Source organism: Spongiibacter taiwanensis, assembly GCF_023702635.1.
GTDB classification, from domain to species: domain Bacteria; phylum Pseudomonadota; class Gammaproteobacteria; order Pseudomonadales; family Spongiibacteraceae; genus Spongiibacter; species Spongiibacter taiwanensis.
Genome location: NZ_CP098455.1, coordinates 2,654,996 through 2,672,445, shown reverse-complemented (window position 1 = coordinate 2,672,445; position 17,450 = coordinate 2,654,996). Strand labels below are relative to the sequence as shown.

20 protein-coding genes are annotated in these 17,450 nt (G+C 60.3%); 16 read left to right on the top strand and 4 right to left on the bottom strand.

Features of this window, described 5'->3' with window-relative positions:
* Positions 1–221 precede the first annotated feature (221 nt).
* The 5 genes from NCG89_RS12265 (at position 222) to NCG89_RS12245 (ending at position 3,731) form a co-directional block, all read left to right on the top strand.
* Positions 222–602 (top strand): PH domain-containing protein, encoded by a 381-nt coding sequence (locus NCG89_RS12265; RefSeq protein WP_251086832.1) that lies wholly within the window; start codon positions 222–224, stop codon positions 600–602.
* Complete coding sequence (locus tag NCG89_RS12260; RefSeq protein ID WP_251086831.1) at positions 599–895, top strand: hypothetical protein; 297 nt, start codon at positions 599–601, stop codon at positions 893–895. Before NCG89_RS12265 ends, NCG89_RS12260 begins: the two co-directional genes overlap by 4 nt.
* Before the next feature lie 10 nt (positions 896–905).
* Positions 906–1,238, top strand: coding sequence for a DUF3301 domain-containing protein (locus tag NCG89_RS12255; RefSeq protein ID WP_251086830.1), 333 nt, complete (start codon positions 906–908; stop codon positions 1,236–1,238).
* 30 nt (positions 1,239–1,268) lie between these two features.
* Positions 1,269–3,056: an ABCB family ABC transporter ATP-binding protein/permease gene (locus NCG89_RS12250; protein ID WP_251086829.1), complete on the top strand. Its 1,788-nt coding sequence runs from the start codon at positions 1,269–1,271 to the stop codon at positions 3,054–3,056.
* A 159-nt stretch (positions 3,057–3,215) separates the two neighbouring features.
* Complete coding sequence (locus NCG89_RS12245) at positions 3,216–3,731, top strand: protein tyrosine phosphatase family protein (RefSeq protein ID WP_251086828.1); 516 nt, start codon at positions 3,216–3,218, stop codon at positions 3,729–3,731.
* A gap of 88 nt (positions 3,732–3,819) precedes the next feature.
* Here NCG89_RS12245 and NCG89_RS12240 read toward each other — a convergent pair whose 3' ends face one another.
* Positions 3,820–4,143, bottom strand: a complete 324-nt coding sequence (locus tag NCG89_RS12240; RefSeq protein WP_251086827.1) for an ArsR/SmtB family transcription factor — start codon at positions 4,141–4,143, stop codon at positions 3,820–3,822.
* On the bottom strand, positions 4,136–4,573 hold the full coding sequence (locus tag NCG89_RS12235) for an SRPBCC family protein (protein ID WP_251086826.1): 438 nt from the start codon (positions 4,571–4,573) through the stop codon (positions 4,136–4,138). The genes NCG89_RS12240 and NCG89_RS12235 overlap by 8 nt, the downstream gene beginning before the upstream one ends.
* A 223-nt stretch (positions 4,574–4,796) precedes the next feature.
* Between NCG89_RS12235 and NCG89_RS12230 the strand changes: the two genes are divergently transcribed.
* The 8 genes from NCG89_RS12230 (at position 4,797) to NCG89_RS12195 (ending at position 14,387) form a co-directional block, all read left to right on the top strand.
* On the top strand, positions 4,797–5,651 hold the full coding sequence (locus NCG89_RS12230; RefSeq protein WP_251086825.1) for a putative RNA methyltransferase: 855 nt from the start codon (positions 4,797–4,799) through the stop codon (positions 5,649–5,651).
* A 138-nt stretch (positions 5,652–5,789) separates the two neighbouring features.
* Positions 5,790–7,223 carry a wax ester/triacylglycerol synthase family O-acyltransferase gene (locus tag NCG89_RS12225; RefSeq protein WP_251086824.1) on the top strand — a complete coding sequence of 478 codons (1,434 nt, stop codon included), beginning with the start codon at positions 5,790–5,792 and terminating at the stop codon, positions 7,221–7,223.
* Positions 7,224–7,311: 88 nt separating this feature from the next.
* Positions 7,312–8,268, top strand: coding sequence for an AAA family ATPase (locus NCG89_RS12220; RefSeq protein ID WP_251086823.1), 957 nt, complete (start codon positions 7,312–7,314; stop codon positions 8,266–8,268).
* Positions 8,265–9,209, top strand: a complete 945-nt coding sequence (locus NCG89_RS12215) for a DUF58 domain-containing protein (RefSeq protein WP_251086822.1) — start codon at positions 8,265–8,267, stop codon at positions 9,207–9,209. Before NCG89_RS12220 ends, NCG89_RS12215 begins: the two co-directional genes overlap by 4 nt.
* Entirely contained in the window at positions 9,206–9,712 is a 507-nt protein-coding gene (locus tag NCG89_RS12210; RefSeq protein WP_251086821.1) for a DUF4381 domain-containing protein, read from the top strand. The genes NCG89_RS12215 and NCG89_RS12210 overlap by 4 nt, the downstream gene beginning before the upstream one ends.
* Complete coding sequence (locus NCG89_RS12205) at positions 9,705–10,706, top strand: VWA domain-containing protein (protein ID WP_251086820.1); 1,002 nt, start codon at positions 9,705–9,707, stop codon at positions 10,704–10,706. Before NCG89_RS12210 ends, NCG89_RS12205 begins: the two co-directional genes overlap by 8 nt.
* On the top strand, positions 10,706–12,691 hold the full coding sequence (locus NCG89_RS12200) for a VWA domain-containing protein (RefSeq protein WP_251086819.1): 1,986 nt from the start codon (positions 10,706–10,708) through the stop codon (positions 12,689–12,691). The genes NCG89_RS12205 and NCG89_RS12200 overlap by 1 nt, the downstream gene beginning before the upstream one ends.
* 43 nt (positions 12,692–12,734) lie before the next feature.
* Entirely contained in the window at positions 12,735–14,387 is a 1,653-nt protein-coding gene (locus NCG89_RS12195) for a BatD family protein (RefSeq protein WP_251086818.1), read from the top strand.
* Between the two features lie 428 nt (positions 14,388–14,815).
* On the opposite strand, the gene NCG89_RS12190 is transcribed toward NCG89_RS12195, so the two are convergent.
* Positions 14,816–15,070, bottom strand: coding sequence for an HvfA family oxazolone/thioamide-modified RiPP metallophore (locus tag NCG89_RS12190; protein ID WP_251086817.1), 255 nt, complete (start codon positions 15,068–15,070; stop codon positions 14,816–14,818).
* A gap of 217 nt (positions 15,071–15,287) precedes the next feature.
* On the opposite strand from NCG89_RS12190, the gene NCG89_RS12185 reads away from it, so the two are divergent.
* The 3 genes from NCG89_RS12185 to NCG89_RS12175 all read left to right on the top strand — a co-directional run bounded on the left by NCG89_RS12185 (position 15,288) and on the right by NCG89_RS12175 (position 16,809).
* The gene (locus NCG89_RS12185; RefSeq protein ID WP_251086816.1) at positions 15,288–15,887 is read left to right on the top strand and encodes an HvfX family Cu-binding RiPP maturation protein; all 600 of its coding nucleotides are present in this window, start codon (positions 15,288–15,290) and stop codon (positions 15,885–15,887) included.
* 80 nt (positions 15,888–15,967) lie between these two features.
* On the top strand, positions 15,968–16,582 hold the full coding sequence (locus tag NCG89_RS12180; RefSeq protein ID WP_251086815.1) for an RNA polymerase sigma factor: 615 nt from the start codon (positions 15,968–15,970) through the stop codon (positions 16,580–16,582).
* Positions 16,576–16,809: a zf-HC2 domain-containing protein gene (locus NCG89_RS12175; protein WP_251086814.1), complete on the top strand. Its 234-nt coding sequence runs from the start codon at positions 16,576–16,578 to the stop codon at positions 16,807–16,809. Before NCG89_RS12180 ends, NCG89_RS12175 begins: the two co-directional genes overlap by 7 nt.
* Here NCG89_RS12175 and NCG89_RS12170 read toward each other — a convergent pair.
* The gene (locus NCG89_RS12170; RefSeq protein ID WP_251086813.1) at positions 16,806–17,435 is read right to left on the bottom strand and encodes a lysophospholipid acyltransferase family protein; all 630 of its coding nucleotides are present in this window, start codon (positions 17,433–17,435) and stop codon (positions 16,806–16,808) included. The two genes, NCG89_RS12175 and NCG89_RS12170, sit on opposite strands and share 4 nt — an antisense overlap.
* Between the last annotated feature and the right edge of the window lie 15 nt (positions 17,436–17,450).

Here is a 17,450-nt window from a genome sequence, read left to right as displayed (position 1 = left end):
CAAACAACGCGTCCGGAATGACAGATACTTGGAATCCTCCAAAGGCACCGCGTCAGACGTCCGACGTCAGACCCACTCCGTTCTCCGTCGCCCCGCCCCCCGAGCCGGGCTCAGTTGCCCCCACACACCGCCGAGGCCTCGCCCCAGCGCCGCTTTTGTGTAGAATGATCGCCACAGAATGCGTTGCCGCCCGGCAACACCCGGATGGAGACCCCAACAAGGTGAACGAAGAATACTCAGAAAACCCGTCCATGTTCCGCAATCACCCCATCGGCTTCATCCTGGCGGTATTGCTGGTGCCCGTGGCCATCGGCATTTTAATCCTGATGGTGTGGTACCTGAGATGTAAATCCACGCTGCTGGAAATCCGCGGCAACGAAATCGTGCTGGAGCGGGGCCTGCTCAACAAGGAGCGCACAGAGCTCAATATCTCCAGCATCCGCACCGTAAAAATCTCCCAATCGCTGGGCAACCGGATTTTCAAAGTCGGCACCCTGGCCATCTACACCGCCGGTGATAATCCCGAACTGAAAGTCGAGGGCATGCCGCGCCCTGAGGTGTTTCGCGAGCTGGTCAAAGCCGGCCAGGCCAGCAAGGCATGAGCGACAAAGACGACAGCAGCAAACTGGCCATTATGGTTGGGGTGGTTGTGCTGGCCGCCGCCTTGGCCATCTACCTGATGCTGCCCCTGGCGGCCGGATTTATCGATACCCATTTCAGCCCGGGGCTCGGTATGAAAAACGCCGCGGTCATTGCCTTTTTCGTGACCGTGGTCGTGCTGGTCGTGTTCGCCGTTGCCGCCGGCGACGGTCTGCTCGGCGAACTGCAATATATGCTCAGTGGCTTTCTCGGCTTTTTTCTGGTGCTGTGGTTGATGATCGCCTGGATATTTTGAGGCGCTGCTAATGGTCAGTCTGGTCGATCTGTTTATGGTCACTGCTCTGGTGACCGTATTGGCGCTGTGGTGGCAGGCGCAGCGCACCCGGGAGATCGCCTTGGCCGCGACCAAGCGCGCCCTCAACCAACAACAGCTGCGCTTACTTGACGACACAGTGGCCCTGCGCTCGGCGTGGTTCAAGCGCGACAAACACGGCAAGCTGCGCTTCTGGCGACGATACAATTTTGAGTTCACCGTCACCGGCGATGAGCGCTACCAGGGCTTTGTGGTCACCCTTGGCAACCGCATTGCCAATATTGAATTGCCGCCCCACCGCTTTCCCGATTCGACCTTGCACTGAGGGCCCCCAGCGCCCAACGAGACCCTTACTTTGCGCCATCTAAGTCAGACCAGTCATCAGCAAAATCACACCGCCAACTGGTCCACGCTGGGGGAGTTGCTGCCCTATCTGAGCGACTTTCGCGGCCGGATCGCCCTCGCCCTGCTGTGCCTGGTTGGCGCCAAACTGGCCAGCGTTGCCCTGCCCTTTGCCCTGAAACATATTGTCGATTACCTGGATACCGCGGGTGTCAGCGCCCTGGGGTTGATACCGCTGGCGCTGCTATTGGCCTATGGCGGCCTGCGCTTTGCCAACGTCCTGTTTGGCGAGCTGCGCGACACCGTGTTCGGCCGGGTTACCGAGAGGGCCATGCGCAACGTGGGCCTCACCGTGTTTCGTCACCTGCACCGGCTCGATCTGGAGTTTCACCTCAATCGCCGCACCGGCGGTCTGTCCCGGGATATCGAGCGGGGCACTAACGGCATCAGTTTTCTGCTGCGCTTTATGGTGTTCAACATCATTCCCACCTTTCTTGAAATCGGCCTGGTGATCGCCATTCTGGGCTGGCGTTACAGCGCCTGGTTTGCGTTGATCGTCTTTGTCGCAGTAGCTGCATACGTGGGCTTTTCGGTGGTAGCCACCGAGTGGCGCACCCGCTTTATCCGCCAGGCCAATGAAGCCGAATCGCGCAGCAGCAGCCGAGCTGTCGACAGCCTGCTCAACTTCGAAACGGTAAAATACTTCAACAACGAGGGCTTTGAGGCAGACCGTTACGATCAGGAGCTAGCCAACTGGGAGCAGGCCCGGCGCCACAACCGCCTCAGCCTCTTCGCCCTCAATGCCGGGCAGTCACTGATTATCGCCATCGCGGTCACCGCCGCCATGATGCTTGCCGCCCAGCGCGTGCTGCAGCAAGACATGACCCTGGGCGACTTCGCCCTGATCAACGCCTTTATGATGCAGGTGTTTATGCCGCTGAATTTTCTTGGCTTTGTTTACCGGGAAATGAAAGGCTCCCTGGCTAATATAGATGCCATGTTTGCCCTGCTGCGTCAGCAGCCCGCGTTTAATGATGCCGACGGCGCAGGCGAGTTACAGGTCAGTGACGGCGCCATTGAGGTAAAAGATCTGTGCTTCCACTACCAGCCTGAGCGGCCCATCCTCAAGAACCTGACCTTCACCGTCCAGCCCCGTCAGAAAGTGGCCATCGTTGGCGCCAGCGGTGCCGGCAAATCCACACTGCTGAAACTGCTGTTCCGTTTTTATCCACCCTCAAGCGGCCAGATATGTATCGACGGCCAGGACCTCGATCAGGTCACCCAGGATTCGCTGCGCCGCCACCTGGGCATCGTTCCCCAGGACACTGTGCTGTTTAATCAAAGTCTGCTGGAAAACATTCGCTACGGCCGCATTGATGCCAGCGACGACGACGTCAATAGCGCCATCGAGATGGCCCATCTCGATCAGTTTGTGGCCCGACTTCCCGACGGCGTGCATACCCTGGTCGGCGAGCGGGGGTTGAAACTGTCCGGCGGTGAAAAGCAGCGGGTGGCTATCGCCCGGGCCCTGCTCAAGGGCGCGCCGATCATGATCTTCGACGAGGCCACCTCCTCCCTGGACAGCGCCTCAGAACAGATGATTCTGGATGCCATCAAAACCATCGCCCGGGACCACACCATGCTGGTGATCGCTCACCGGCTGTCCACGGTGGTTGATGCAGATCAGATACTGGTGCTGAACGAGGGCGAGATTGTCGAGCGCGGCACCCATCGCGAATTGTTAGCGAAGAACGGGCATTACGCGCAGCTGTGGGCGATTCAACAGCGTGATAATGGTTGAGTCGGAAGTCGGAAGTCGGAAGTCGGAAGTCGGAAGTCGGAAGTCGGAAGTCGGAAAATTCTCGTCGTTCCGGGCGCGCTTTTCAGCGACCCGGAACCCAGCCCCATCCCGGCACAAATGCTTAAACCATTTTTCACGGATACACATCGGGAGAGCGTCATGGCATTTAATACCCTCAAGACCAGCCTCGGCTTCTGGCTGAGCATACTTGGAAAGTACAGCCCGTTTCGCTTTCGCAAAAACTCGATCGTCAATATTTTCAACTATCTGCCGATCAACGAATCCATCACCACGTCCGGTCAGCCGACGGCGGAGCAATTTTCACTGATAGGCGCTGAGGGCTTTCTATCGGTCATCAATCTTGCGCCCCATCACGCAGAAAACGCCTTGCCCGATGAACCGGCTGTGCTAGCCAATTTGGGGATTGCCTATACACACATACCGGTCGATTTTAAAAACCCCACCGAGGCGGATTACCAACACTTTGTGGCGGCAATGAAAGCGCATACCGGCGCCAAGGTATGGGTACATTGCGCCGCCAACATGCGCGTTTCGGCGTTTGTTTATCGATACAGAGTTGGCGAGTTGAAAGAGGATAGCGAGCTGGCCAGACGGGACCTGGAGAAAGTCTGGCAGCCCTTTGGGGTGTGGAAAAACTTTATCTCACAGACCTGACGACGCTGTCTTGCAGCTTGGCGATGGCGCGCAGCATAGGCCATCGCTCGGCAGCATTGGGATAAAAATCACAGTAAATCACGCTGCGCTACTCTGATCCTTCGACAAAATCCTTCAAGGCAATCAAACGATCATCCCACTGGCGTTCAAGCTGAGTGATAAAGTCTCGGGCCACCTTCAATGCCTGTCGATTAAGGGAAACATCGGTTTGCCTCCCGCGCTGTTGCAAGATCACAACATCGGCGCTAACCAATACCTGCAGTTGTTTTCGCGCGCCCTGTCGCGACACGCCCAGGTCGGCGGACAACTCACCCACTGTGCATACTTTGCCGGCCAGACGCCTCACCATTTCCAGCCTGACCGGATCGCCGAGCGCCTTGTAAACCGCCGATTCATTTACCGCATTACGCATTAAAGAGCGCTTCCAACCGACCTAGCATAAAGTCCCAGCCACCGGAATTTTGGCCGAATGCGGCTTCCATCCATTCAGCGGGCAAGCTTTTGAATCCAGATTCAGTCAAAGTGACTTTGCAGCTGCCGTCGGACTGAGGGGCAATGCTAAATTCGACCAGCGTGTTTGCGACCGCCAGCACATCGCCAAGGTAATGGTTGGCGCCCGGCACCCAGCGATAGGCGAAATAGTCATGGGGACGCGCAGCAACAATGTAGACCTGACTCTTGCCGTGCTCGCCGAAACCAAAAACCGGCTGGGCGCCAACGGTGTAGTCGCCCTCAACGGTGTCAGGAAACCACTTGGTTACCTGCTCGGGATGACTGATCGCCTCGTAAATCCGTTCCTTTGAGGCATTGATTGATATTTCTCGAACGATTGCGTCTTGCATGGCGGTCAGTCCTGTCATTGATAGTTTGGTTGGCGGAGGGGATGTCGATGAGGACAGTGAACCATGCCATCAAACTATATGCAACCATTTGGTTGCATATAGTTTATCACCAGCCCTTTCATCTTTTTATGCCCATTTCGGTAATGCACACTGTTCAGCTCGACGGTAGCGGGTAATAATCCGCCGCTGACTCGCCAAAAATAACACCCAAACTCAGCCGAACATGCCCTATCGCACCCTGACCAATCTGCTCTGCCCGCTATGCCACCAGGCCCTCAGCCGTGAAACCCGCCGCTGGGTTTGCAGCGCCGGCCACAGCTTTGATATTGCCCGCCAGGGTTATGTGCACCTGCTGCCCGTACAGAGCAAGCGTTCAAAAGATCCCGGCGACAGCCGCGAGATGGTCACCGCTCGCAGGGCCTTTCTCGACAGCGGTGTGTACCAGCCACTGGCCCGCGCCCAGACCGAACTGTGCCTCGGCCTGCTACCCGCTGAGGGCGACATTGCGATTCTCGACGCCGGGTGTGGCGATGGCTATTACCTGGAACAATTGTGCCAGGCGCTGACCGACACCCGGGCCGTCACGGCCTGCGGTCTGGATATCTCCAAGTGGGCGGTGCGCGTTTGTCGCAGTCGTCACCCCGGCTTTGAAGGGGTGGTGGCCAGCAACCGGCAATTGCCCTTTCCCAGGGCGAGCCAGGATCTGCTGCTGTGCAATTTTGGCTTTCCGGTGTTTGGCGAATTTCAGCGAGTAGTAAAGCCCGGCGGGGCGATTGTGCTGCTCGACGCCGGCGAGGATCATTTGCTCGAGCTGCGCCAGATGCTGTATCCGGAAATTCGCCGCTCTCCACCGCCGTCGTTAGAACACGCGCTGACCGATGGCTGGCAATTGGTCGCCGAGCAGCAGGTTCACTACCGCAGCGCCAGGCTATCTCAGGAGCAGCTCCAAGCGCTGCTCTTAATGACGCCTCACTTCTTCCGCAGCAGCCAGGTTGCCAGACACCGCATGCAACAAATTCCCTGGCTAGCGGTCACGGTATCGGCCCATTTGCGCGTGCTGCAGAAAGTCGGCCAATAATCTCCCTGGCGGCTGTTGCCAATGCCGAGACAGTGCTAACTTGACCCTCTACCGAGGCAGCGCCGGTTTCAGCCTTTTCTGCAGAGCACCTGAACCGCGCATTGTCGGCAAATTCAGTCACGACACCCGAGACAATCCATGGAACAACTCAACGGACTCGATGCGTTTTTTGTCCACGGTGAAAGCAGCCGCACCCCGATGCACATTGGCGCGCTACTGGTGTACACCGAGCCGCGCAAATTGCATCCGGATATTCGCTACCAGCAATTGCGGGAGCGGGTGGTGCAGGCACTGCCAAGTGCCGCCGTGTTCCGTCGTCGCCTGCTGAAAGTGCCCGCCGGGCTCGACCACCCCTACTGGATTGAAGACGCCGACTTCAACCTGGACAACCATTTGCAGCGCCATCGCCTGCGCAGCAAAGCCAGCTATTACGACCTGGAGAAGCTGGTTGCGTCGCTCCACGCCAACCAGCTGGATTTTAGCCGCCCCTTGTGGGAGGCCCATCTGATCGAGGGCCTGGGTCAGCTGACCGAATACCCCAGCAACAGTTATGGCCTGTATTTGAAGGTCCATCACGCCGCCCTGGATGGGGTCTCGGCCACCCAGATTCTCAACTCCATTCACGACGCCACGGTCGGCGAGCAGGCCACCCCCGACACCTGGGAGGGCGAACGCCCCCCCTCTTCCAGCCGCCTGTTGTGGCGGGCGTATCTCAACAGCTTGCGCCAACCATTAGCGCTGATCGGCCAGGGGCAGAAATTGCTGCCCCGCTGGCAACGCAGCCAAAGCGAGGCCAAAGCCTCCCCAGACAATGACAGCCACCGCATTGATCCCGGCTGGCAGCGCAGTCCCTTCAACAAGGCCGTGGAGGCCAATCGCCAACTCACCAGCGTGCATTTTGAGATGAATGCCCTGCAACGCCTGCGTCAACACCAGACCGGCGCCACCATCAATCATGTCTTGCTAGCCATTATCAGCGGCGCGGTGCGCCGCTACCTCATTCACCTGAACCAACTGCCAGATACCCCCCTCGGCGCGATGGTGCCAGTGAACCTGCGCAGCGACGACAGCGAGGGCGGTGGCAACATGATCGGTGCGATGATTGCCGGCCTGAGAGTGGATATCGACGACCCGCTGCAACGCTTGCAAGCAGCGGCTACCAGCGCCATGACTGCCAAAAAAAGCGCGGAGCGATTGGGGCGCTTCTCCATGATGAACGTCGCCAGAAACCTGCCCAGCCTGGCGGAGCGGTCAATGTTCTGGAGCCTGGCAGCAATGTGCCGCCTGCCCGGTGGGTTGCCCATGCCGGTGGCAACCGTATTGAGTAATATCCCCGGACCCACTTCGACCATGCACCTCAATGGCACCAGGCTCATTGATATTCAGGCCATTGGCCTACTCACCGATGGCTGCGGTCTGTTTCATGTGGCTTTTAGCTATCAGGGGCGTTTGAGTTTGACCGCCCTCAGCAGCAGCAATACGCTGGTCGATCCCCAGCGTTATCGCCAATGCCTGCTGCAATCCTTCGATGAACTGCTGGAGGCGGTAGAAGAAGTCGAGGGCGGCGCTTGAATTCGGTGACCAACACCCTCACATAAGCTGACAACCGCCGATTCAGTCTCTGAAGCAACCATAAGAATTGATGCAGCAAGGAATCACCATGACCCAAGACCACGCCCTCAGCCAACTCCAGCAGTGGCTGAACGCCCATATTATTGGCCAGCAGGCGCTGGTCGAGCGCCTGTTGATCGCCCTTCTCGCCGACGGACACCTGCTGGTGGAAGGCGCCCCGGGGCTCGCCAAGACCAAAGCCATCAAGACCCTGGCCGATGGCATTGACGCCACCTTTCAGCGGGTCCAGTTCACCCCCGACCTGCTCCCCGGCGATGTCACCGGCACCGACATTTACCGGCCCGAGACCGGCGAATTCACCTTTCAGGCCGGACCGATTTTCCACAACCTGGTCCTGGCCGACGAAATCAACCGGGCCCCGGCCAAGGTTCAATCGGCCCTGCTCGAAGCCATGGCGGAGCGCCAGGTCAGTGTGGGCAGCAATACCCTGCCCCTGCCCGAATTATTTATGGTGATGGCCACCCAGAACCCGCTGGAACAGGAAGGCACCTACCCCCTGCCAGAAGCCCAGCTTGACCGCTTCCTGATGCATGTGAATGTTGATTACCCCGATGCCGAGGCGGAGCTGACCATTCTGCGCCGAGTGCGGGCCGAGGCCCAGGGGGATATTCCCCAGCCCGAGGTCATCAGTCCCGCCCAGATTCTGGCCGCGCGGCAGGAAATCCTCAGGCTGCATATGGCTGAGCCGGTGGAGCAGTATCTGGTACAGCTAGTGGTCGCCACACGCCAGGCCGCAGCTTTAGACCCCGAACTGGGGCAGTGGCTGGAGGTGGGCGCCAGCCCCCGGGCCACCATCGCCCTGGACCGCTGCGCCCGGGCCCACGCCTGGTTGCAGGGTCGGGATTATGTGAGCCCTGACGACGTTCAGGCCGTTGCCCACGATGTGCTTCGCCACCGCCTCATTCTCAGCTTTGAGGCCGAAGCCGACGGCGTTGCCAAGGACCGGGTAATCGACCGCCTGCTCCAGGTCGTGCCGGTGGCATGAGCACCACCCAGCAGCAAAATCTCGAGCTGGGTAGCGCCCATGGCGCGCTGGCAGACCAGCAAACCCTGATTCGCCTGCGCCATCTGGCCCGTCACCTGGGCCGCTGGCAGGTGCGCAAACGGGGCCGTCAGGTCGGCGCCCACGCCTCGCCACTGCGGGGCCGAGGACTCAGTTTTCACCATGTGCGCGAATATCAGGGTGGCGACGAAATCCGCCATATCGACTGGCGGGTGACCGCGCGAACCAACACCGCCCACACCAAGGTCTTTGAAGAAGAAACCGAGCGCCCGGTACTGGTCTTTGTCGACCAGCGCAAAAACATGTTTTTTGGCAGTCAGCGCTGCTTCAAGTCGGTCCTGGCCTGCCACGTAATGAGCCTGCTGGCCTGGGCCGCCCTGGAAAGCAACGACCGCATTGGCGGCCTGATTTTCAATGACGCGAGCCACCAGGAGGTGCGCCCACGGCGCAGCCATAGAGCGGTACTGCGTCTGATTCATCGAGCCGTCGAGTACAACCACGCCCTGGCCGACAGCCGCGAATCGGCTGGCAGCGGCCACACGCTGGCCACCGCACTGGAAGAACTGCGACGCATCAACCGCCCCGGCAGCTCGGTATTTTTGATCAGCGACTTCCAGGGCCTCGACGAGGATGCCCTGCGCCAGCTCCACCTGCTTAGCCGCCACAGTGATGTGTTTGCCCTGACCACCATCGACGCGATGGAACGAGAATTACCGGCCACTGGCCTGCTCAGCGTCAGCGACGGCCAGCAACGCCTGCAACTGGACATTGGCCAGACCCTGCGCCGCCGCTTTGCCCAGAGCAGCAGCGAGCAGCGCGACCACCTCGCTCAGCAGCTGCGCCTGGCCGGTATCCGTCAGGTTGAACTCAGCACCAATGAATCCTTCCTGGCCACGCTGCAACGGGAGCTGGGGCTTTCATGAGCGCGCCGACGACCACTGCCCACCTGGCCGATATTCACCTGCCAGAACCCGTTTCCTGGTTTCCGCCAGCACCAGGCTGGTGGGCGCTTGCTGGCATCACCTTGCTCCTGGCGGTCGCCATCAGCTGGGCGCTTCGCCGACGCCATCTGCAACGCGCCCACCGCCGCCAGGCCATTGCTGAACTCGGTAAATTGAAGCGCCAAACCAACCCCCATTTGCTGGCCCAGCAGATTAATCCCCTGCTGCGCCAGGTCGCTCTGCACAACCATCCACGCCGGGACATTGCCCACCTCAGTGGCCTGGCCTGGGCCCAATGGCTGGCCGGGAGCGGCCACATCAGCCCCGACAACGCCAGGGAGCTGGTCGAGGCGGCCTACAACCCCAATGCCGTGCTGACCGACCGGGATGCCCTGCTCGACCAGTGCGAGCGCTGGATCGACAAGAGCCGTCCAGCTGCCTCACAAGCCGGCAAAAAGACGTTGCCGGAGGCCAGCGATGTTTGAGTTTCAGTGGCCGTGGATTTTCTGGCTGACACCGCTGCCGGTGCTGGTATACCTACTGTCGCGCCCCGCCGCTGCCGGCGCGGCATTGCGCGTGCCCTTCTTCCAGCGACTGCAAACCCTCGATGCGCCAGCACAGGGCCTCGGCGGCCAGCGCAATCTGCTACAGCTACTGCTGTCGAGCCTGCTGTGGTTGGCCTTGCTGAGCGGCGCAGCCAGACCCGTCTGGATCGGCCCGCCGGTGACCCTCGAAAGCAGCGGCCGGGATTTAATGCTGGCAGTCGATATCTCCGGCTCCATGCGCCAGGAAGACATGCAAATCAGTGATCAGGCACTGCCTCGCATCGCAGTGGTCAAGGCGGTGATTAATGAATTCGTCGAGCAGCGCAGTGGCGACCGGCTGGGGCTGATTCTGTTTGGCAGCCAGGCTTATATACAATCGCCCCTGTCCTTCGACCTGCAAACCCTCAAACAATTGATGGACGAAGCTCAGGTAGGCTTCGCCGGCCAGAAAACCGCCATTGGCGATGCCATTGGTTTTGCCATCAAGCGCTTGCGCGACCGACCCAGCGACAGCCGGGTGGTGATTTTGCTGACCGACGGGGCCGACACCGCCAGCAATATCGACCCTCGCAAGGCCGCCGAGCTGGCCGCCGCCGAAGACGTCAAAATTTACACCATTGGCGTTGGCGCCGCCGAAATGGAAGTGCCCGGTCTGTTCGGTAGCCGCTTCGGCGCCCGCACCGTGAACCCCTCTGCCGACCTGGACGAGGCCAGCCTGATCGCGATTGCCAAAACCACCGGCGGGCAGTACTTCCGCGCTCACAACCCCGAGGAGCTGCACGAGGCCTATAAAGCCATTGGCGAGCTGGAGCCCATCATCCAGGATGGCGAAGTGCTGCGACCGCAAAAATCCCTGTTGCAATGGCCGCTACTGGCCGCCGCCATCCTGATGGCGTTTTCGGTTCTCATCAGCCGTATGGGGAGGAGCGGATAATGCCAGACCTCGCGCAACTCCACTGGCTGCGGCCCGATATGATCTGGGCTGCCCCCCTGCTTCTGCTGACGCTGCTGCTGTTGATGCGCGGCCGCTGGCAGGCCCAGCACTGGCAACGCTACATCGACCCGGCACTGCTGCCCTATCTGCTCCAGGGCCAGCGCCACAGCCGCCCTCGCCTGCGCCTGCTCAGCCTGGCCACTGCTGCCCTGCTATTGCAGTTGGCCCTGCTCGGCCCGGCCTGGCAGCAGGCACCGGTGACCCTCTACAAAAATCAGCAGGCCTTGGCGGTGGTCTTGGACCTGTCGCCATCGATGCTGGCCGAGGACCTCAAACCCTCCCGCTTCCAGCAAGCCAGCTACAAACTGCGCGACCTGCTGGCCCTACGTCAGGACGGCCAGACCGGCCTGGTCGTATTCTCCGGCGACGCCTTCACCGTGGCGCCCCTGACCGATGACAGCAATACCCTGCTCACCCTGCTGCCCGGTATTTATCCGGGCATGATGCCGGTGATTGGCGCCAACCCCCAGGCCGGCATTGAGCGCGCCATCGCCTTGCTGGACAACGGCCGCGGCAATAATGGCCAGATACTGCTGATTACCGACGGCGTTGACGACCGCCAGCTGCCCGGCATCAAAAAGGTACTGACCAATAGCCCCTATCCGGTTTCCGTGTTGGCGGTGGGCACCGCCGAGGGTGCCCCCATCCCCCTGCCAGATGGTGGCTTCGCCAGAGATCCCCAGGGCGGCATCATTGTGCCGCGCCTGGATGAAGACAATCTGCGTACCCTGGCCAATGTCAGTGGCGGCCGCTATCAGACCCTGACACTGGACAATACCGACATCGAAACCCTGAACAACCAGGCCAGCGCACCCAGCGAGACTCAGGCCAGCGGCGACCGCCGTTTTGATCAGTGGCAGGACGCCGGGCCCTGGCTGGTGCTGCTATTGCTGCCCTTCGCCCTGGCCACCTTCCGCCGCAGCTGGTTGCCCAGCGTGGTTTTGGTGGCCGTTCTCGGCGGTCACAGCGAGACCTCCCAGGCGGACTTGTGGCAAAACTTGTGGCGCACTCCAGATCAGCAGGGTGCTGCCCTTATGGATAGCGACCCCGCTGCTGCGGCCCAGCGCTTTGCCGACCCGATGTGGCAAGGTGCCGCCCAATACCGGGCCGGAAACTATGCTGAGGCGGCCCAGGCCTTTGCCCAGCGCGACACCGCCGATGCCCATTACAACCGGGGCAATGCCCTGGCTCAGGCCGGGGACCTGGACGGCGCGATTGCCGCCTACGACAAAGCGCTGGAAAAGCAGCCCACCATGGCCGATGCCCACGCCAACCGCCAGTTGCTGGAAGAGGTGAAAAAGCAACAAGAGCAGCAACAACAAAATCAGCAGCCACAATCCTCCGGTGATCAGACCGGTGAAGGCGACCAGCAGCAAAGCGGCGAGCAAGGTGGCGAGAAAGGCGGCGAGCAAAACCCGAACAGTCAAAACCAGCAGGGTGGCGAGGGTCAGCCCCAACCGGGCCAGGGCGATCAAAACGCCAATAACCCACAGCAAGGCGACCAGAATTCAGCCGGACAGCAACCCGGTGATCAACACGAGCAAGCGGAGTCGCCGCAGCCGTCGAGCCCAGATAGTGCTGACGGCAGCACGGACCAAACCCGGCAGCAACAACAGGAAGCGGCTGAGCGTTATGCCCAGGACGCCGCCGAGCAATCTGAACGCAATAATCTGGCCGATGAACAATCCCCCCAGCAAGGGGCGCTCGACCAGGGCGAGCAGGCCCGCGATGGCGCAGACGAAAAGCCGGTGGGCGCCGTGGCCAGCGACGAGGCCCTGAGTGAAGACCAGCAAGCCAAGGAACAATGGCTACGCAAGATCCCGGACAACCCCGCTGGACTCCTGGAACGGAAATTCCACTATCAGTCCCAGCAACGCAGCAACCGTCAGGAAATAACCGAAGATGACGCCTATGCACCCTATTGATCAATTGCCGCGCCCTCGGTGCAGACACTACGGCGCCCTGCTCATGGCCCTGATCGTTCTCAGCCTGTTGTCGCTGGGCGCCAGCGCCCAACCTCAGGTGCGCGCCTCGGTAGATCGCAACCAGATCTCCATGAATGACACCCTGACTCTCAGCCTGACCGTGGACAGCATGACCTTTTCCGCCGACCCGGAAATTAAGGTGCTGGAAAACGACTTTCATATCGTCAACCAACAGGAAAGCAGCCGCAGCAGCTTTATCAACGGCAAGGTGACTTCCCTGCGCCAGTGGGACTACACCCTCGCCCCCAAGCGCAAGGGCACCCTGGCCATTCCGTCGATCACCCTCGGCCAGTATCAAACCCGGCCCATTACCATTACCGTCAGTGAGGCACCGGCCCAGAAGAAAACCGGCAGCGAGCAGGTCTATCTCGAGTCCGATGTCACGCCGCGCCGGGGCTATGTTCAATCGCAACTGGATTACACGGTTAGAGTGTTAACGTCGGTGAATTTCCTGGAGGCCTCGCTGGAGCCCTTGGAGGTCAAAGGCGCGGTGGTGGAGTCTGCTGGTGAAGATCGCTATCAGACCACGATCGAGGGGCGCTATTACCAGGTTATCGAGCGCCACTTTCGCATCTATCCCCAGCACAGCGGCGAGCTGGAAATCCCCGCGCTGACCCTGCAGGCACGGGTGGAGGGCTACCGCCAGTCCATGCTCGACCCCGGCCGTCTCGTGGTCAAACGCAGCACCGCCCACCGGGTGCGGGTAATGCCCCCCGCCGATGCCTTCACCGGCAAGGTATGGTTGCCCGCCAAGAAGGTCGACATCAGCGAGGAATGGAGCCAGGCCCCCGACAGCATCGAGGTCGGTGACTCGGTTACCCGCACCATCACCCTCAGGGCTGAGGGTCTGCTCGGCAACCAACTGCCGGCCCTGCCGCCGAGCGAGGTTGCCAATGCCAAGCTCTATCCAGACCAGCCCAGTATTGAAAACCCGGAATCCGGCCCCTGGACCGGACAGCGGGTCGAGTCGGTGGCGATCATTCCCACCCAGCCCGGCAGCTACGAATTACCCGAGATTCGCATCCCCTGGTGGAACACCGAAACAAATCGCCAGGAGGTCGCGGTGTTGCCCGCCCGCAAAATCCAGGTTGTTGGCACTACTGCAGGCCCCGCCACGCCGAACTCGCAGCCCCAAACCAGTCGCCCGCCGCAGTTGCAGCCAGGACCAACACCCCCCGGCCCCTTTACCACATGGCCCCATTGGGGCTGGTGGCTGGTCGCTGGCCTGGCCTTCGGCAACCTGATATTCGCCGGGTTGTGGCTGGCCGCCCGCCGGACACCCCGGGAAGAGGCCAGCGGCACCCGCGTCACTGCGCCCACCAGCCCCAACGAGAAGGCCGCGTTCAAGGCGCTAAAGCAGGCCTGCAAGCGCAAAGCACCCTCGCCTATTCGCAGCGCGCTACTGGAATGGGGACACGCCGCCTTCGACCGGCCGCTCAATCTGCAGCAATTGGCCACCCAGGCCCCGGAATTGGCCAGCGCCTGTCGCCAGCTCGACGCGATTTTGTATCGGGGGAGTGATGTTACGGTCGATACCCAGGGCCTTGTTGACGGGGTAGAACGCTGCCGCAAACGCCTGGCAGAAAAACCTCAGGCGACAGACAACACAGCGCTGAAGCCGCTATACCCGAATTAAGCCAGCGGGGACAACCGTTCTTTCGAGGATGGGCACGACCTAGTGTCCTGTCCGGTAAGTTCGTTGTCTATCAGCGTGCCAGCCAAGGCTCGTGGCAAGGCGCGACTTGCAGGCAATGGCCGTAGCCCTTGTCAAAAGGCGCAACGCAGCCAGGAGCCTTGGCTGGCGCGCCCTCTGGGAGCCTACAGGATACGCTGCAACAGCGTTGCGACCCTTGGAAATACAACCAGTATTCCCTGCGGATCGCGCCTTGTTACAACGTATCCTGTAGGCTCTGATGTACAACGAACTTACCGGACAGGGCACTAGAGGGGCTGCCGGAAAAGGCAGGGTTGAAAAACGTTGCTAGGGGGCAGAAGTGAAAGGGCGGGCGCTGCCAAAGAGAAAGCCGCCCCGCAGTATTGGCATGGGGCGGCAACATGGCGCTATTACTCGCTACCGCACTTGGCTTCGCCGCATTTGGATTCGCCACACTTGGACTCACCGCATTTGGACTCGCCACACTTAGACTCACCACACTTGGATTCACCGCATTTGCCTTCGTGATCGCCATGATCAGCAACCTGGTAGCCACTGCTCAGGGGCTTGGCAGCAAAGGGGTTGGCAGTGCTGTCGGCCATCGCCACAGACGCCAGAGAAGAAGCGACCATTGCCGCACCCAGTACACCGATAGACTTTTTCATAGTGGAGCTTCCTTTTAGTGAACTTGCAAAATGATCAGGGACTACGCCTTGCATTATCGTCGCGCAGATTTGCCTGCACCGCTTGATAGATGTTTTAGCTGACCCCACGTTACATCGCCACCAAAAAATAATTAAAAATTTGTTGTTGGCGCCGATGTAACACTCGGGAGCGCTCCTCGTCTCAGAGAAGTCACCTCTCTACGCAAGGAAAACCGCCATGGATCGTCTGTGTCTGGCGTATCAAAAATTCTGCCGGGCCACGTCACATATTGACGGCCTGCCCGCCCTCGGTTTGCGCCTTTATCTGGTACCCGTCATGTGGATGGCCGGCAGCAATAAGCTCAATCACTTCAGCGATACCGTGGCCTGGTTTGGCAACCCCGATTGGGGCCTCGGCCTGCCCTTTCCCTGGCTGATGGCGGCACTGGCCACCAGCGCCGAGGTCGGCGGCGCCATCCTCTTATTGCTCGGCCTGGCCACCCGTTGGATTTCCATTCCGCTGGCCATCACCATGCTGGTTGCCGCACTGACCGTGCACCTGCCCAACGGCTGGCAGGCCATCGCCGATCCCAGCGCGCCCTTTGCCAACGCCCAGGTCATGGCCGCACCCGAAAAACTGCAAGCGGCCCGGGAAATTCTGCGCAGCCACGGCAACTATCAGTGGCTCACCAGCAGTGGCAAGTTTGTGATTCTCAACAACGGCATCGAGTTTGCCGTTACCTATCTGTTGATGCTGCTGGCGCTGATCAAACTGGGCGGCGGCCGTTACGTTAGCGTGGATTACTGGCTAAGCCGGCGCTGGTCATGCAGCCGCTAACCCTCTCTGCTCCGCGCCGGCATTGCCTTTTCGGGCCGGTTTGGCCGACACTAGTGTGCTCATTTCCCAGGGAAGCCCCAGTGTCCTCCGCCAGCGATGAAACCGCTTTGATCCTGCGTTTGCAGCAGGGAGACAACGCCGCCTTCGCCGAGCTGATCAGCGAGCACAACCGCCGTCTGCAGATTGTCGCCCGCTCCATCGTCGGCGACGTTTTTGCCGAGGATGTGGTGCAAGAGGCCTGGGCCTCTATTTATCGGGCCATTCCCCGCTTTGAGGGGCGCAGCAGTCTCAGCACCTGGATGATTCAGATTGTCAGCAATGAAGCCAAATCCCGGCTGCGGCGAGAGAAGCGCCATATCAGCATCGGTGATATCGACGAATTGCCAGCGGCCATGGCCGGGGAGCGATTTGACGACAGCGGCCACTGGCGCGAGCCGCCCTCGCGCTGGGATATTGCGACACCCGAACTGATGCTGCAGGAAGACCAGCTGCAACGCTGTATCGAGCACACCCTCACGGTGCTGCCGGAAAAACAAAAGGCTGTATTCCTGCTGCGCGATGTAGAACAAAGCCCGCTCGAGCAAATCGCCGAATTGCTGGGCCTGAGCGACAGTAATGTACGCGTGTTATTGCACCGGGCCAGACTGAAGTTATTGCAGGTGGTGGACCATTATCAGGAGACCGGCGAATGTTGAAATGTCGCGATGTCACAGCACTAGGTAGCGATCATCTGGACGGCCACACCAGCACCGCAAAAAAACTCCAGGTCCAGCTACACCTGATGATCTGCAAACACTGCCGGCGCTTTGTACGCCATCTGAATCGCAGCCGCCAAACCGGTGCAGCAATCGCCCGGCGACTGTGGCGTGGCGACGACCAGGCCGCCGCCCGTATTATGGAATCGCTGAAAAAACCGGATTAATCGCCTCGGGCAAAGCCATCCAACTCGGGATGACGACCGACGACGCCCCGATACGAAGCCGTAATCACCCTCAGGTCGGCCTCAAGATCACCAGTGGTTCGGGTTTCACTGACAATCCGAATCTGCCGCGCACCGTAGTCCAGGCCCAAGGCCACCACCGGCACTCCCGCCCCATGAGCGATGTGGTAGAAGCCGCACTTCCATTGTTCGACCCGGCCGCGGGTGCCTTCCGGGGTAATAATTAAGACCATGTCGTCGCGCTGACTAAACTCAGCGGCCATCTGTTCAACAAAGTTATGGCGTTGACCACGATCGACCGGAATACCGCCCAACCACTTCAGCAGCGGCCCAAACGGGCCAATAAAAAGGCTGTGCTTGGCCATAAAATGCACCTTGCGCCGCAGCGCCGCGCCCATAGCCACCAGCAGGAAGAAATCCCAGTTGCTGGTGTGGGGGGCGACAATCAGCACATATTTGCGCGCACTAGAGAGGCGCTGCTCGAACCGCCAACCGCGCAGGCCAAAGCCCCCGGCAAAGGTGCGATGAACCCAGCGCAGCAATCGCGGATGATCACAGATGGTTTTCTGTTGAATGGCGCCTTGCTCAGCGCAGCTTTCGGTTTTCATTATTATTTACCCGCT